Genomic DNA, 16934 nt, shown 5'->3' with positions numbered 1-16934 from the left:
GACCTTATAAAACTAAATTTATAAGGTCTTTTTTAATGATAAAATATATACTTAAACACACACAGTTACCAGAACTAAGTGTAAAAAATACTATAGAGCTTTTAAATGAAGACTGTACCATACCTTTTATATCTAGATACCGTAAAGAAAAAACAGGTAATTTAGACGAGGTACAAATTGGTGCCATTGTAACCTACAAAACACAGTTTGAAGCCTTAGAAAAAAGAAAAACAGCAATACTTAAAGCCTTACAAGAGCAAGACGTTTTAACTACAGAACTACAAGCTAAAATTGCTACCACAGACAACATTACAACGTTAGAGGATATTTACTTGCCTTATAAGAAGAAGCGCAAGACAAAAGCTGAAACCGCTATTAAAAACGGTTTAGAGCCTTTGGCTAAAATAATAATGGCACAGCGTAATGATGAAATTGAATATACAGCCTCTAGATACCTAAATGATGTTATTGTTAATGAAGATTTGGCGTTAGAAGGAGCCAGACATATTATTGCTGAATGGATTAATGAGCGTACTGATATTAGAAACGGTATACGCCACCAGTTAGAAAATTATGCACTTATAACAACCAAAGTGGTTGGCACTAAAAAAGAAGACGAAAAAGCCCAGAAGTTTAGAGATTATTTTGATTGGAGCGAGGCTTTAAAACGATGCCCATCACACAGGTTACTTGCTATTTTAAGAGCCGAAAAAGAAGGTTTTATTCGGGTTAAAATAGAAATAGACAATGATAGAGCTTTAGATAAAATTGAAAGTAGAATTATTAAAAGTAACAATTCCTGTAGCACTCAAATAGAACTTGCTATACAAGATGCTTACAAAAGACTGCTACTACCTTCTTTGTCTAACGAGCTATTAAAAAGTGCTAAAGAAAAAGCAGATGCAGATGCAATAGCTGTATTCTCTAAAAATTTAAAACAGTTACTTTTAGGTTCTCCGTTAGGCGAAAAAAGAATTTTAGCCTTAGATCCTGGTTTTAGAACCGGTTGCAAATTGGTGTGTTTAGATGCGCAAGGAGATTTGTTGCATAATGAAACCATTTATCCGCATGCACCACAAAATAAAAGCACAGAGGCTATTAAAAAAATTAGCTCGTTAACAGATGCTTATAAAATTGAAGCCATTGCTATTGGCAACGGTACAGCATCTAGAGAAACAGAGCATTTGGTAAAACAAATACATTTTAAAAACCCTGTAGAGGTTTTTGTGGTTAGTGAAGCGGGAGCATCTATATACTCGGCATCAAAAATTGCTAGGGACGAGTTTCCTAATTATGATGTTACCGTACGTGGTGCAGTTTCTATTGGGCGTAGATTGGCAGACCCGTTAGCAGAATTGGTAAAAATAGATGCAAAATCTATTGGTGTTGGGCAATACCAACATGATGTAGACCAAAGCAAACTAAAACAATCTTTAGACACCGTTGTAGAGAGTTGTGTAAATGCGGTTGGTGTAAATATAAACACCGCAAGTACATCTTTACTAAGTTATGTATCTGGTATTGGGCCAAAATTAGCAGAAAACATAGTAAATTACCGTAATGAAAATGGTGCTTTTACAAGCAGAACAGCTATAAAAAAAGTACCGCGTTTGGGCGGAAAAGCATTTGAGCAAGGTGCTGCTTTTTTACGCATAAAAAATGCAAAAAACCCCTTAGACGATTCTGCTGTACACCCAGAAAGTTACAGCATAGTACAACAGATAACTAAAGATACCAAAGTACCTATTGAGGAGTTAATTGGTAATAAGGAGGTTTTACAAAAAATAGACCTACAAAAATACTGTACAGACACTGTTGGTTTACCAACATTGCAAGACATTGTTAAGGAGCTAGAAAAACCAGGTTTAGATATTAGAGAAAAAGCCAAAGTATTTTCTTTTAACCAAAACATACGGTCTATTACAGATCTTGTTGCTGGGCAGTTATTACCCGGCATTGTAAACAATATTACCAATTTTGGCTGTTTTGTAGATGTTGGTATTAAAGAAAGTGGTTTAATACACATATCTAACCTGGCAGACACTTTTGTAAAAGACGTAAATGAGCACGTAAGCCTACACCAACAAATTGTAGTAAAAGTATTAGAGGTAGACGTTGCCCGTAAGCGCATACAACTGGCACTACATAAAAAAATGTAATACAAAAAAGGCTTTCTAAACCAGTATAGAAAGCCTTTTTAATTTTGGTTAGTGTTTGGTGTATTTTTATCCTTTACCAAGCATTAAAATCTCGTTACAATTAACCTCTGTACTATATCTTTTTTCTCCTTCTTTGGTCTCGTAAGACCTGTTAACCAATTTGCCCTCTAAAGCAATTTCTTTTCCTTTGGTTAAAAAGTTCTCTACAATTTCTGCAGTTTTACCCCAAGCAACAACATTGTGCCATTGGGTATCTGTTATTTTTTCGCCAGCAGCGTTTTTGTACGTCTCATTAGTAGCTATAGAAAAGCGTGCCAGCTTTTTACCGCCATCTAAGTTTATAATTTCTGGATCGTTACCTAAGTTCCCAATTAACTGTACTCTGTTTTTAAGTGCGTTCATAATTTGTGTGTTTTAATGTTTAACAGTTATTACTACCAAAGCACCATTGCAATGGCACTGCAAACCTAAAACGTCAACCAAACTATATGCGGTTACAAAGTGCTTACTTTCGGTTGTAACTATTTGTAGTCGTTTAAAAACGGTAAAAACAACCTTAAACTAAAAATACAAAAAGGGTTTATTTTAGTGCATTTTACACATAAAATTGGGCTAATTACACATTTGCGTAATTATAATACAGAAAATAATTATAAATTGTGAGAAAAATAACAACCAAAAATGCAAAATGTGCGTTTACACAGCCATATGGGTGGAATAAACGCAATGTATTGCGTTTATGTGTAGTTGTAAGGCATTAAGACAAAAAATAAATGAACTTAGAAACATTAAAAAAATTAAGACTCTTAATCCCAGGAATTATAATAGTAATTTATGGCTTAATTTACATCTCAATAATTACAAAAAAAGAATTCTCAGGTTTTGAATTTAAAGAATATACAATTCCTACTGTAATAGCTGTTATTATTGGTGTTTTATATGAAATGTTTGAAGTCAGATATCTTGTCACAAATTATTCTCATAAAAAAATTGACTTGAATATAAAGAATCATATTTGTAGACTGTTCACTCAACCTCTAACTGATATACAACGACAATTTCTTTTTAAAAAAAACAGATTAAAAAGTATCTTTTATCACGTGGTAGATAATGATGAATCTCTTAAGCAAAAAAGTAAAAATATTTATTTTAATGGAATCATATGGACTTCAACTGCTGACCTTTCTATAATTTCAATATTTATATCTGTATTAATTCTTATTTCTATGACAATGTTTGAGGGAAGCATCAAAAACAACTTATTAATGTTTGGCTTAACAACTATTATGGTCGGTTTAATTAGCCTTGGTTTGCACGCACTCGCTTTTCTAAAACACATTAAATTATCAAATGAACAAATTGAATTTATAGAAACTCATCATATAAATTTAGTAAACACCAAAATAACTGAAACTTTAACTAAACTTGATGAATAGTAAAATTGACCAACAAGTTATTAAAGTCATCAAAAAAGAATATGTTAAAAACTATATACCTTGGTATATTGGCTACAGTGGGGGAAAAGATTCTTCTTCAATGTTAAAATTAGTTTTTAATGCTTTAAAACAAATAGATTTTTATCATAAACCCGTCACAGTATTGTATTGTGACACCGGTGTAGAAAACCCTATTGTAACAACTTATGTTTATGATACTTTTGATAAACTTAAAAAAGAATGTGAAGAATTAAAGATACCATTGATTTTGAAGATTGTAAAACCAAAATTGGAAGATAGGTTTTTTGTAAAGGTAATTGGAAGAGGTTACCCTACACCTACTAATATTTTTCGTTGGTGTACAGATAAATTAAGAATTAATCCTGTTAAACAGCTTATAGATAAAGATAAAAAAGCAGTTATTTTATTAGGAGTAAGAAGCTCTGAAAGTGAACAAAGAGATAGAACAATATCTAAACATAAAACAAACAATCAATATTATTTAAAACAAAGTGGTTCATCAAAGAATATAATTTTTAGTCCAATTATTAATCACGCATTAGAAGATGTGTGGTTGACTTTACGGTATAACGAATTGCCTAAAAGTATTGACTTTAAAAAGATTCGTTCAATATATCAAGATGCTGAATCTGAATGTCCTACTTATAGAGAATCTAAAGGCTCTTCTTGTGGAAACTCAAGGTTTGGCTGTTGGACTTGTACGGTAGTTCGAAAAGATAAGTCTATGGGTAATATGATAGAAAATGGATACTCAGAATTAAAAGAATTATATGACTTCAGGAATTGGATTTCAGAATTTAGAGATAATGTAAAATACAGATGTTCTTTCAGAAGAAATGGAGTTAAAGGTTTAGGACCTATAACATTAGAAGGAAGAAAAATAATTTTAGAAAAGTTATTAGTCACAGAGAAAATAAGTGGTTTGAATTTAATTAGTCAAGAGGAAATAAAAAGAATCTATGAATTGTGGGAAATTGATAAAATAAATGATAATTATTCAGAAAACGCCTTACAACAATGGCTATAATTAATACGGGTTTTGGTGTTTAACCCAAAGTTTAGTGTACTTTTATAAAGTTCACCAAATCTTTTGATTTGGCTTTTAAAATGAAAAGATAAAACAAAATAAAAAGTTTTGGCTAAGTGCTTAATCGGAAATTAATCACTTATTTATTCCCGTACTAATCATAGCCGAGACGTTGGCAACAAGCTGAAAAACGAAATAGATGGAATTTAAAGGAGGAGCAATAATCATAGGTTCATTACTTTGGGACAACGAACCTAAACGAATTAAATGGAGAAAACTCAATCTGGAATCTATAGAAAATCTAATTCCAATAAAAGCTCGAATTCGTTACGGAAGAGAATCAAGTTCTCGGAGAAATACACATACAATGATTTTGTCAAATCACCCAAAAACGGAATTTGGAAATGCGTATATTTTGAGATTTAAGGAAGTGCTGAAAAACGCACGGAATATAGAAAGTCAAGCTTTTGCTATGGCTGGAGCTGAAGGTCTATGGAAAGAATCAGGACCATCTTTGAATAAAAATTGGGGAACTGTTGGACTTTTAATAAATCCAAAGATTGAGAAAACCAGAAATCTTGAAATTATAAAAGAACGTTGGACAAAAATATATGCAGATTATAATTTCAATCCATCCGATTACATTATTGAAAAAGAACCTGAAATAATTGACAAAAACGGATTTTTAAAAATAGAGTGGACTGATGAAATGAACGAATTTGATTTTCTGATAGCGACATTGACTGTTCCCAATCCGAAATCTTTGTTAAACGAAAAAATTATAGCTGAAAGAATAAATGAAACTGGTTATGACGAGTATTTTCTGAACAATTATAAAAACGGAATTAAAACATTCCAAGACGAAGAAATAATAAACAGACTGAATAAAAAGCCAGTTGCCAACACCGTATAAAATTAATTGCTAGTGCAAGCCTACTTACGAAAATCATCGCGGATTTTCTAACTATGTTTTATTTGCTAAATTAGGTGCTTAAACAACGTAACTAACCATACACAAGACCGTTGGCAGTAATTAGAATGAACTATAAAAAATACATACCATCTGAAAATTTGAATTCAATTGTTGATACCATTTGGATAGCAACAAACAATGGAAAAGAAATAGAGTCTAGAATCTTGCCTGATGGATATGTAGATATTGTTTTTGACCTTAACAAGCAAAAGCATTTGAACTCAGAAAATGAAATTAGAATTTCAGGAATGATGACAAAGTTTAAAAAAGTAATATCAAGAAAAAATTCAGAAACACTAGGTATAAGATTTAAAACAGGACAATTTAATGCTATCTCGAATATACCTCTTTCAGAAATAAAAAACACTACCATTAATGCATCAAACTTTTTCTTTAAACTTAACAATTCGTTTTTAGATGAATTAGTTGAAAAAAAGCATCATTGGGAAAAAGTCCAAATAATCAATAAATTTTTATTAGCTGAAATAAATTGGTCAGATTTAACACCAAACAAATTGGAACACTCCGTTTGTCAATCAATCCAACTAAACTATAGAGAGTTAGACTTGAACAAAATAGCTAAAAATCATTGTATAAGCTTAAGACAATTAGAAAGGCGTTTTAAAACAACAATCGGAGTTACCATGAAAGAATATCATTCGATAATACGTTTTAATCAAGTCAAAGATTGTATTACAAAAAATCCAAACTTAAGTTTATTAAACACAGCATTTGATAACGGTTACTTTGACCATTCTCACCTCTTCAAAGAAATAAAAAAAATGTCGGGAGTAAATCCTTCAGAATTATAATCTTGTCGTTTTTTTACAAAACATGGCACCTTCTTAACTTTTACATTTGCCTTAAAACAATCATGAAATATTTTTTAATAGTAGTTCTCATTAGTTGGTCTACTAAATCTTATTCTCAAACTAAAAATAATAATATGGCAAAATTAGAATCTCTTACACCAAACATAATGGTTAAAGACGTAAATGCAACTTTAGATTATTACGTAACAAAGTTAGGTTTTACATTAATAGATACTAATCCCGAATCAGGTGAATATGAATGGTGTTATGTTATGTTAGATAATGTAGGAATGATGTTCCAAGAGGAAAAATCATTAAAAGCCGAGTATAAAGAAATGGAATCTTTAAAAATTGGAGGTGCATTAACTTTTTACATTAGAGTAAAAGACATAAATAAATATTTCAATCAACTACCTAAAGAAGTTAATATCGTAAAACCTATGAACAGAACTTTTTACGACACCAATGAGTTCGCAATAATGGACTTGAATGGTTTTATTTTAACTTTTTCCGAAACGCCAAAATAAATTGCTAAATGAATTTTGAAAAAGTTTCAAAACAGTTAGCCAATCCATCAGGACAATTTGGAATTGATATTGCATTAGGTATGAATACAATGAATGAATTTATAAGTAAAACAACTTATGAATTGTTAAAAATAAACGATAATAATGCTGTTCTAGAAATTGGAATTGGAAACGGTAAATTCATTAAGGATATTCTAGACAATACTTCTCGTGTATCCTATACTGGAATTGATATTTCTGAAACTATGATAACTGAAGCAAAGAGGATTAATAGTTCTCTATTTGAAACAGGATACGTAGATATATTTGTTGCAGACATTGAGAAAATACCTGTGTGGGATGAAACATTTGATAAAATATGTACAGTTAACACCATTTACTTTTGGAAAAATCCAATAAAGGCATTAGAAGAAGTTTATAGAGTCTTAAAGAAAAAGGGAATATTGATAGTTTCATTTAGACCTTTTATAAGTGGGCAAACACTCGATTTTACCCAATACGGATTTAAGGAGTATAGAAATGAGGATTTTGAGTCTTTAATTGAACAAACTAATTTTAAAATTATCGAAAGAATTGAGAAAATTGAACCAGAAATTGAATTTAATGAAAAAACTCATAATTTGATATCTCAATATTTCATAATGCAAAAAGCTATTCATCTATTATAGCACATATAAAAGTAGTGATTAAGTTGTAATACTATAAATCTATATATAAATTTATAGTCTATGAAAACCGTAAAATGGTAAAACATTGTAATAAGACACTTTTCAGATACTTCACTATTACTACTAATTAAAATGAAAGTAAATAATATGGAAATGACATCTAAAATAGGAAAAATACTATCTGTTTATTTGGTTATTACTGGTATTGGATTTTCTGTTTCAAGTGAGTTTTTTTCACAAATGATATCTCACAAAGGAACAGACCCTGTTTTAATTAATTTATCAGGTATGGTTCATTTTTTCATTGGAGTGGCAATTCTTGTTAATCATTTCTTGTGGAAAAATATGCTTCAAATTTTAGTATCTGTATTAGGTTGTATGTTTCTACTTAAGGGAATATTCTTAATTGCTTTACCAGAATTAACGCTACAATCCGCAGATAATAAAGTCCAAATTCCTTGGTTAATGTCAACTGGTTTTATACTTGTTGGGTTAACTGTTGGATGTCTGGTCTTTTTATCAAAAAACAGATTGAAAGAAAAAAAATGAAAGTAAAAATAGAACCAATTAATAAAACTGAATACCAAGAAGTCGTAGCTGTTTGGGAGTCTTCAGTTCGAGCAACGCATCACTTCTTAAAAGAAGAAGATATTGAATATTTTAGACCACTAATTTTAAACACTTATTTAGATGCAGTCGAATTAAGATGCATAAGGAATAATGACAAAAAAATAGTTGGTTTTCTTGGAGTAGCCGACCAAAACTTGGAAATGTTATTTATTCACCCTGAATATAGAGGGAAAAGAATCGGAAAAGCACTATTAGACTATTCAATTGACCACTTAAATGTAACAAAAGTTGATGTAAACGAACAAAATGAACAAGCAGTCGGATTTTACAAACATTGCGGATTTGAAACTATTAAACGCTCTGAATTGGATTCTTCCGGAAAACCTTATCCAACGCTACATATGATATTAAAAAAATAACTACTGCCAACACGGTGTATAAAACATAGCTAATAAATGCTTAACCGAAAGGTTTGTGTATATTTAGAAAGACCGCCAAATTTTTAATTTGGCTTTTAAAAATGATAAATTAAAAACAAAATACAAAAGATTTGGCTTGTGGTTAAACCGAAAAGTTAGTGTCTTTTTACACACTACGTTTCATATACAAGTCCGTTGGCTGTAATGTAAAACGACATTCCCGAAAACAAAGAAAATGACCCAATCTGAACTTATAATTTTAAATTTAATAGAAATAAGAAGAAGAAGCATAAAACTTTGGAATGGACTACCTGAGAAATATTATAATTGGAAACCTGACGAAAAAGCTATGAGTGCGTCGGAAATGATAAGACACGTTTTGGAAGCTGATTATGGATGGAATATTATTATTAATCATGGAGATATGACAAATTATAAAACACCTTGGGAAAACCGACCATTCATTAACGTTACTGATGAACTTGAATTTGCCGAACCTTATAGAAAAAAAATTATAGAAAGTGTATGGCAATTTTCGGATACGGAATTAAACAAAACTGAAATCATTCATCCAGGGAACGGAGAAAAGAAAATACTTGGAAAATATTTATTGCGGATTGGATATCACGAATCAGTTCACGCAGGACAATTTTTGTCATATTTAAGAGCAATGAAAATTGATAGACCAAAAATATGGGATTAAAAAAACACTACAGCTAAAATAGGCTATAATTAAAACAAAACATAAAAATTCGGCTCTGTTTTTACCTGAAAAGTTAGTGTTTTTTTACACGCTACGTTTCATACACAAGTCCGTTGTGCATAATTTAAAAAAATGGGTTTAGACATTAATTTAAGAGTAAATAATTACAGTGAAATAATCACGGCTGAATACTTTGAGAATAGTAATCTCTATTCTTTAAGCAGAGAATTTTGCAATCTAATGTCTAGACCAGGCATAGTTAAACACAAACCTGAATTTGACCAAATAGGAAAAATAACAAATATCGATATATCTCATTTATACAAAATGACCGAATACCCAAGCGAAGAGGAAGAAATAGATATGATTGAATTTGCGGAAAATGAAGAAGAAAAGGAACGTTTAAAGTCTGATTTCGAAAAGAGAAAACAAGACTTAAATGGAAATATAAATCATATAGAAATTCTTGTAGAGAAGTTAATTAATAGACTAGAAAAAATTGATAATCTATACGAGAGATTAATAAAAACTGATTTTGACTCTATGAACTCTAAATACTATTTTTCGGACTTCACTAAAGACAAAGGAGATGGCTATATTGGAAATAATTTTGGACAAGACTTAAGGAATTTCAAAAGATTTATTGACTATGCGATTGAACGAAATTCGAAAACAGTTTGGTTTGAATATGAATAAAAACGATTTACCAACACCGCAAATAATTTATTGCTTGTTTTAGCCTACTTACAATTACTTGTAGTGTTGAAAATTTTAATTTGCTAAACTAGGTGCTTAACTATTTAAATAACCTAACACAACCAAAAAGTATACAACATCTGAAAAGTTGTATAAGCGGTTAAGCCTATTACTACCTCATCTTTGCAATGTTATTTTAATCTATAAAAAAACAGACAGCAATGAAAGCAAATAAATTTGGCAAAAATGGTTGGACACCAGAAAGAATTGATGATTTAAGCGGTAAAACATTTGTTATAACAGGCACTACAAGCGGAACCGGGTTTGAAGCAGCTAAAATATTGCTGTCTAAAAATGCTAAAGTGGTAATGCTTAACAGAAACCCCAAAAAGGCTGATGATACTATACAAACTTTAAAGCAAGAAGTTGGTAGCCATAGCAATGTTATAAATATAACTTTAGACCTATCTATACAATCCTCTGTAAAAAAAGCTGCCCAAAAGGTGCTTAACAGCGTTACTAAAATTGATGCGCTAATTTGTAATGCGGCAATTGCACAAGTACCAAAATTAACGCTTACTGTAGATGGTTGGGAGAGTCAAATGGGTACAAACTATTTTGGAAACTGGACGTTACAAGCCTTGCTATTTCCTCTTATTCAAAAATCTAAAGGACGTATAGTTACCGTTGGTAGTATGGGGTATAATATGGGAATTAAAACCATAAACTTTAATGATTTAAACTGGCATAAAGATTACACTTCAAACAATGCCTTTAGCCAAAGTAAACTTGCGCAAATTATGACTATTTATGAGCTACAAAATAAATTAGCTATAAATGGCAAAACAGATGTTAAAGCATTTGCTTGCCATCCTGGTTCTTCTAGAACCAACCTAATTAATACCAGTGGTAGTTTTATAATGAAATTTATCTTTAATTTGATGAAACTATCTCCATTAACTCAATCTGCAAAAAAAGGTGCTTATCCGCAATTAATGTGTGCAACAGAGCCAAATTTAGACCAAAGTGGTTTTTATGGTCCTACAGGCAGAAACTTTTGGACTGGTCCTGTTGGCGTTCATAAATTAGAACCACACGCAAAAGATAAAGTTGTAGCAGAAAAATTATGGCAACTGTCTGAAAAAGAAACAGGTGTAAAATGGAATATATAAATTTGTAGTATGCAACATTTTAAAACACTATCTGCTTATTTAAATTATTTAGAACTGCCAAGACCAGAGCACCCAATGCTTAGCGTTTTTAATTCTAAAGGCAATGGTAATTTACCTTGCCCTAGAGATAGCTCTCCGCCAATTACTAATGACTGCTACTCCATTAGCTTTAAAAAATTTGTTGTAGGCGAGTTAAATTACGGACGTACTAAGTATGATTTTACAAATGGTGCACTAATTTGTATTGCACCAAGACAGGTGTTACAATGGGATAGCAGTATGGTTTTTGAGCACAAAGGTTTTTCAATAAACTTTCATGAAGATTTTATTAAAGGAACAGAGTTAGCACAACAAATAAAAAATTACGGATTCTTTTCGTATGCTGTAAACGAAGCTTTGCACCTATCACCAAAAGAAGAAAAGCAGCTAGAACTGCTAGTAGAAAACATTGAAATAGAATACCAAAACAACCAAGATGCTTTTAGTAAAGAAATTATTATATCGCAACTAAGTACCCTTTTAAAGTATGCTAACAGGTTTTATGACAGACAGTTTTTAAACAGAAAAGAGTTATCTACCTCTTTATTAGAACAATTTAACAGGCAAATATCTACCTATTTAGAATCTGGACAATTACAAGAAAATGGCATACCTAGCATAGAACAAATAGCAAAGAAAATGTTGGTATCTCAGCGCTATTTAAGTGATACACTTAAAAAAGAAACAGGCAAAACCACTACAGAACATTTGCACTTGCATTTAATAGATGAAGCAAAAAATATACTATTGCAACCCAATAAAAGTATTTCTGAGGTTGCTTATGAGTTAGGCTTTGAATATCCTCCTTACTTTTCTAGGTTATTTAAAAAGAAAGAAGGTATAAGTCCAACACAATACAGAGAAAAATATAAACTTAATTAAAATATGGAATTACTAAAATTAGCTACAGAATGGGCAAAAGCCGAGGTTTTCTCAACCCGCTTCTTTATTTTATTTGCCACTTTATTTTTAATTGCCAGTGCCGGTTTTTGGCAATTGGGCAAAACCGATTTAGCAAAGGCATATGTTATTCCTACTTTGGTAACCGGTGTATTGCTTATGACTATAGGTCTGGGATTATTTTACACAAATAAATCTAGAGTTAATCAGTTTAAAAAAGCATTTACAACTAACGCATCTGCTTTTTATAATTCTGAAATTGAACGTACGGAAAGTACTTTAAAAGAATACACTGTTGTATTTAAAGTTATTCCTATTTTAATCGTTATAGCTGCATTACTAATTCTTTTTACTCAAACCTCAACATGGAGAGCTATTAGCATAACTACTATTGCTATGTTAATTGTAATTTTATTAGTAGATGGCACTGCCTATGCCCGAATTGAAACTTACCACAAAGAGCTAAAATCACTTGATAAAAACAGCTGAAAAGAAAGAATAAAATTGTTAATTTTCTAATAACCATTAATTAATCTGCTTATCATTTTTGCCCACTAACTTTGGTTTTTGTTCGTATTAACTTAAACCAAATTTTAAAATGAAAAACCTACTTACACTAAAAACAATAACATTAATTATTGTTTTAGGCAACTTGCAATTTGTTTTAGCACAAGACGCTAACCACATGAATAAGCAAAGAAGATATGATGAAATCTCATGGCTTATAACCCACAATGCAAACAATAATAATACAGATGGTCCACAAGGTTTTTTTGGCTGTTTAGGCGGTAGAAATCAAGGAAAAGGTATTAAAGCCCAATTACAGGATGGCGTTAGAAAATTTATGGTAGACATACACCGTGTTAATGGCGAGTTAAGGCTAAAACACGGAACTCCCAATATGTGTATGATGGATGCCAAAGATTTTAATATTATAATTTATGATTGGCTAAAAAATCATCCACTAGACATTATCACATTACATGTGCAAAGTGGTCCTAACCTAGGGATTTCTGGTATGGACGATATTTTTTACGGAAGAAGAAGTGGTTATAAAAATATGTCTAATTACATATACAACCACAGTACCTTTGTTAGTACTAGCAGACCTGCATACTCCGGTTCAGACACATACCCAACAATTCAGGAAATGATTAACTCCAATAAAAGACTAGTAATATTTAGTGAAACTAACTATAATAGTAATATTTACAGGTATGAGTTTACACATACAGTACAAAACCCGTATAGAGCAGGGCAAGTAAGTCATCTTTGGGATAATAATAAGTTTAAGGTAGACAGGGGTATAGACCATAAAACTATACTTACAGTAAACCATTTTGCTGGTGATGCTCCAACATATAATGGTGACGTTAACAAGTCTAAAGATGCAAATAAAGATGTAAGTAAAAAACTAGTAACTGCTTGGTTTCAGTTTGGGCACAGACCTTCTATTGCTTTAGATTACTATCATTTATCTAACGGAAAATCTACCATATCTCAGATTAATGAGGTAAACACTTTTAATGAGGTTAGAGGAAAGTTTATTGACTCTAGAAACCCAAATTCTCACATAAAAAATGTAACTACTTATCTGGCAGAATATGTAAACGGACAATGGAAAAAAATTAAAAATATAGAATACAAAGGAGATAGAGCTAAATGGAATTTATTTTACTCTTTTCCTGCAAGACCTAATGACAATAGAGCACTATTTTTTGAACATCCTAACTATAATTTTTCTCCAAAATTTATTAAAATTGGAGATTATGATGGCACACAAAGTAAAACATTTACCATAAACATAACTGCCAATCAAAAAAGTGCCTCAAGAGCTTTTGTACAAAACACCACATTAGATCCTTTAGCTGTATACCCAAATCCGTCAGCAAACGGGACCTTAATATTTAACTACAATACACAAAACCCTAAAACTCTTATACTAGATTTGTATGATTTAAGCGGACAACATATTAAAAGTATAACTCATAAAACAGTTAAAGGAGAAAAGGAATTGCACTGGAACTCAAACGGATTAAAAGGAATTTATATTCTTAAAGGAAAATTAGGAAAAGATGCTATTAGTAAAAAAATACTATTTAAGTAGTAAAACAAAAACTAAAGTAGTTATAATTACGTGCGTAGATTCTTATAAATTGCTATATTACAATTTTAATTAAAAAATTTACATAAATGAAAAAACTTAACACATTAGCTACTTTATTTTTAGCATTAGCTTTTTTTTCTTGTTCCTCTGATGATAATGCAGAAGATGAAAAAGATGATATTAAACTTGATTATAGTGAGATGATTGTTGGGGAATGGAATTTTAAATCACAAGCCGTAAATGGTGTAGATGAAGAATATCCAGATGAATGCCATAAAGAGTTTGAGTATCAAATTTATGAAGAAAACGGTTCTTACAAACAAACCGAGTTTGAAAACCATAGCGGTAACGGATGTGAAGAAGTTACTCCTACGGCTGGAAGTTGGGATATAGATGAAAACAACAACCTACTTCTTACTATTAATGACGTAGTTTATACTGTAACCATTACCAAGTTAAACCAAACAGTAATGGAATGGGAATTAGAAATAGATTACGATGAGGATGGCACAATAGATATTTACACCCAAGTGCTAACAAGAAGAAACTAAAATGCATAGAAAAAACACTAAAACTTCAAGAGCCAAATTAAGTAACAACTTAAGTTTAGCTCTACTTATTTTTTTTATAACCGTAGCAAGCACTGCACAAACCATTAAAGGTACTGTTTTAAGTAAGGAAACAAACTCACCAATACAAAATGTAAATATTACTATAGTAAACAATAGCACTGGTACAGTAACCAATGCTAAAGGAGTCTTTAAATTAAAAACAAGTATTAATTTAGCGCCACAAACCAAATTACAGTTTTCTAGTATAGGATATAAAACTTCAGTAATTACCATACAGTCTATTAAAAATGCCAATTACATTGTTTATTTAGAGTCTAATGCAGAAAAATTAAAGGAAGTTGTTGTTTCATCTAACAAAAAATTAAAAAAAAATATTGGCTATAAAAAACTAGCAGAAATGCCACATGGTGTAGCTAACTTTGGATCTACAATTGTTGATGATAAACTTTACGTTACTGCTGGTGATTTATCTTTTATTGAAGAAAATGAAAAAAGAGCTATAGATAATTCAGAAACTATGTCTGAGTTAGTTTCAAACTTAAAATTAAATGGCTCCTGGGAGAGTTATAGTAACAAGATACAGATTTATGATTTTAAAAATAACTCATGGAAAGTTACTAAGGAAAAACTAGATAAGAAGGCATTTCATAAAACAGTTGCTGTTGCCAACAAATTATATGTTTTAGGAGGTAAAACAATATCTGCAAACAAAAAAAGAGAATATTTAAATAATAAAATTGAAATATTAAATACTGCCACAAATGAAATTGTTATTGATGATGCCTACCCGCACCAAGCCGTAAACTTTACTGCTGTAGCCTACCAAAATAACATAATTATAATGGGAGGATCTACAAAATTATTAGACAACGGTAAAAAATTGTATCGTAACAATTCTTATTTATATAATACCACAACCGGTTATTGGTACCAATTAACAAAAATGTTAAAAGGTAAAGAAGCTAACGGTATAGTAGCTAATGATAAAGTCTTTTTAGTTGGAGGTTTTCATAACGGACCACTAAAAAATATTGAATCTTACGATTTAGAAACCGCTAAATGGGAGTTACAAGGAACGCTATTTAATGGGATTGAAAGACCTGCTTTAGCTTACGATAACAACATTATTTATATTTTTAACTCAAAAAAAATACTTACTTACAACACTAAAACAAATGTTTTAAAAGAATATAAAATAGATATTCCTTTAAAGTATGCCAATATGCATTATTTTAATGGCAAGTTGTATATACTTGGTGGTTCTAAAAATTTTAATTATCAAATAAAGGTATCTAAAGAAGTCTATAGCATAGATTTAGAAGAGTTTAAGACCACCAAAGTTTTTAAGGAAAAATATTTAAGTTAAAATAGCAGCACAGTTAAAAGCCACAACAAAAATTTGGTATTTGTTGCGCTTTTATACTTCTATAATTAAGTTTATTTAGCTTTATCAAAACTTAAAAACACTCTATTATCTGCATTAGCTGCAACATTTAAGTTACCGTGTACATATCCCATACTTGTATTAGATAATGATACTATTGGCCAATTGTTATTTAACACTACAAAATCTGCTAATTTGGTGTCAAAATCTAACATTAAAATTAAACCTTCTTTTTCATTACCAGTAATTGTCCAGCTACCATCTACAACAGTATTATCTGCCTCTGCTATAACTTTACCAGAGTCTTTAAAAACAAAGGTAAAACCAGATAACTTAGAAGTCCTATCTATATAAGCAGTTAATCCTTTTTTCTGAGTTAAGTTGTCTACTGTCCACGTATTTTTTAAAAGAATATCTGTTAATAATACAACGGTAATACCCTTTTCTTCATTATTTTGATTTTCTTGATTGCTTTGGTTATTAGGGTCTTCATTACTACCTTCTTCTCCATTAGTTTTATCATCCTCATTTTTAGTATCAGCTTCGATATTTTCAGCTGTTTCTGCCAAAGGTACTTCTGCTTGTTGTTTAGGAGTTTCAAACTCTTCTTCAGTCTGGCAAGAAGTTAGTACTAAAGTTAAAAGTAAGCTTAAAAGTAATTGTTTCATTTAAAATTATGTTAGGTTAATTTCTAGATCAACCTTTAAACAACTTTAATTAAAAATTCCCTACTGTTAAATATTTCTTAA

The 16934-nt window shown here is 30.6% G+C and carries 19 protein-coding genes; 17 read left to right on the top strand and 2 right to left on the bottom strand.

Annotated elements, in window-relative coordinates; all coding sequences use genetic code 11:
* The first annotated feature begins 35 nt into the window (after positions 1–35).
* Positions 36–2159 (top strand): Tex family protein, encoded by a 2124-nt coding sequence (locus BFJ87_RS06200; RefSeq protein WP_077401474.1) that lies wholly within the window; start codon positions 36–38, stop codon positions 2157–2159.
* 66 nt (positions 2160–2225) lie between these two features.
* Here the strand turns inward: BFJ87_RS06200 and BFJ87_RS06195 are convergent, their stop codons facing one another.
* On the bottom strand, positions 2226–2561 hold the full coding sequence (locus BFJ87_RS06195; protein ID WP_038505775.1) for a single-stranded DNA-binding protein: 336 nt from the start codon (positions 2559–2561) through the stop codon (positions 2226–2228).
* 371 nt (positions 2562–2932) lie between these two features.
* Between BFJ87_RS06195 and BFJ87_RS06190 the strand changes: the two genes are divergently transcribed.
* The 16 genes from BFJ87_RS06190 (at position 2933) to BFJ87_RS06115 (ending at position 16167) form a co-directional block, all read left to right on the top strand.
* On the top strand, positions 2933–3595 hold the full coding sequence (locus BFJ87_RS06190; protein ID WP_077401471.1) for a hypothetical protein: 663 nt from the start codon (positions 2933–2935) through the stop codon (positions 3593–3595).
* Entirely contained in the window at positions 3588–4643 is a 1056-nt protein-coding gene (locus BFJ87_RS06185; RefSeq protein ID WP_077401468.1) for a phosphoadenosine phosphosulfate reductase domain-containing protein, read from the top strand. The genes BFJ87_RS06190 and BFJ87_RS06185 overlap by 8 nt, the downstream gene beginning before the upstream one ends.
* Positions 4644–4842: 199 nt before the next feature.
* Positions 4843–5556, top strand: a complete 714-nt coding sequence (locus BFJ87_RS06180) for a hypothetical protein (RefSeq protein ID WP_077401466.1) — start codon at positions 4843–4845, stop codon at positions 5554–5556.
* A 110-nt stretch (positions 5557–5666) separates the two neighbouring features.
* Positions 5667–6428, top strand: a complete 762-nt coding sequence (locus tag BFJ87_RS06175) for an AraC family transcriptional regulator (protein WP_139344217.1) — start codon at positions 5667–5669, stop codon at positions 6426–6428.
* A 134-nt stretch (positions 6429–6562) separates the two neighbouring features.
* The gene (locus BFJ87_RS06170; protein WP_077402236.1) at positions 6563–6955 is read left to right on the top strand and encodes a VOC family protein; all 393 of its coding nucleotides are present in this window, start codon (positions 6563–6565) and stop codon (positions 6953–6955) included.
* Between the two features lie 8 nt (positions 6956–6963).
* Complete coding sequence (locus BFJ87_RS06165; RefSeq protein ID WP_077401459.1) at positions 6964–7623, top strand: class I SAM-dependent methyltransferase; 660 nt, start codon at positions 6964–6966, stop codon at positions 7621–7623.
* Between the two features lie 132 nt (positions 7624–7755).
* Positions 7756–8172, top strand: coding sequence for a hypothetical protein (locus BFJ87_RS06160; protein ID WP_077401457.1), 417 nt, complete (start codon positions 7756–7758; stop codon positions 8170–8172).
* Positions 8169–8612 (top strand): GNAT family N-acetyltransferase, encoded by a 444-nt coding sequence (locus BFJ87_RS06155; RefSeq protein ID WP_077401454.1) that lies wholly within the window; start codon positions 8169–8171, stop codon positions 8610–8612. Before BFJ87_RS06160 ends, BFJ87_RS06155 begins: the two co-directional genes overlap by 4 nt.
* Positions 8613–8847: 235 nt before the next feature.
* Complete coding sequence (locus BFJ87_RS06150) at positions 8848–9315, top strand: DinB family protein (RefSeq protein ID WP_077401451.1); 468 nt, start codon at positions 8848–8850, stop codon at positions 9313–9315.
* Positions 9316–9447: 132 nt separating this feature from the next.
* Positions 9448–10011 carry a hypothetical protein gene (locus BFJ87_RS06145; RefSeq protein WP_077401448.1) on the top strand — a complete coding sequence of 188 codons (564 nt, stop codon included), beginning with the start codon at positions 9448–9450 and terminating at the stop codon, positions 10009–10011.
* A gap of 221 nt (positions 10012–10232) precedes the next feature.
* Positions 10233–11183: an SDR family NAD(P)-dependent oxidoreductase gene (locus BFJ87_RS06140; RefSeq protein WP_077401445.1), complete on the top strand. Its 951-nt coding sequence runs from the start codon at positions 10233–10235 to the stop codon at positions 11181–11183.
* A 9-nt stretch (positions 11184–11192) separates the two neighbouring features.
* Positions 11193–12104, top strand: coding sequence for a helix-turn-helix domain-containing protein (locus tag BFJ87_RS06135; protein ID WP_077401442.1), 912 nt, complete (start codon positions 11193–11195; stop codon positions 12102–12104).
* 3 nt (positions 12105–12107) lie between these two features.
* Complete coding sequence (locus BFJ87_RS06130; protein WP_077401439.1) at positions 12108–12611, top strand: hypothetical protein; 504 nt, start codon at positions 12108–12110, stop codon at positions 12609–12611.
* A 109-nt stretch (positions 12612–12720) separates the two neighbouring features.
* Positions 12721–14229: a phosphoinositide-specific phospholipase C-related protein gene (locus BFJ87_RS06125; RefSeq protein ID WP_077401436.1), complete on the top strand. Its 1509-nt coding sequence runs from the start codon at positions 12721–12723 to the stop codon at positions 14227–14229.
* A gap of 86 nt (positions 14230–14315) precedes the next feature.
* A complete protein-coding gene (locus BFJ87_RS06120; protein ID WP_077401432.1) occupies positions 14316–14780 on the top strand; it encodes a lipocalin-like domain-containing protein in 465 nt (154 codons plus the stop codon).
* Between the two features lies 1 nt (position 14781).
* On the top strand, positions 14782–16167 hold the full coding sequence (locus BFJ87_RS06115) for a Kelch repeat-containing protein (protein ID WP_077401429.1): 1386 nt from the start codon (positions 14782–14784) through the stop codon (positions 16165–16167).
* 71 nt (positions 16168–16238) lie between these two features.
* Here the strand turns inward: BFJ87_RS06115 and BFJ87_RS06110 are convergent, their stop codons facing one another.
* Entirely contained in the window at positions 16239–16853 is a 615-nt protein-coding gene (locus tag BFJ87_RS06110; protein WP_077401426.1) for a hypothetical protein, read from the bottom strand.
* Positions 16854–16934: the final 81 nt, after the last annotated feature.

Source organism: Cellulophaga omnivescoria, assembly GCF_001999725.1.
GTDB lineage: Bacteria > Bacteroidota > Bacteroidia > Flavobacteriales > Flavobacteriaceae > Cellulophaga > Cellulophaga omnivescoria.
Note: the sequence above shows the minus strand (reverse complement) of the source record. Positions and strands in the feature narration are given on the sequence as shown.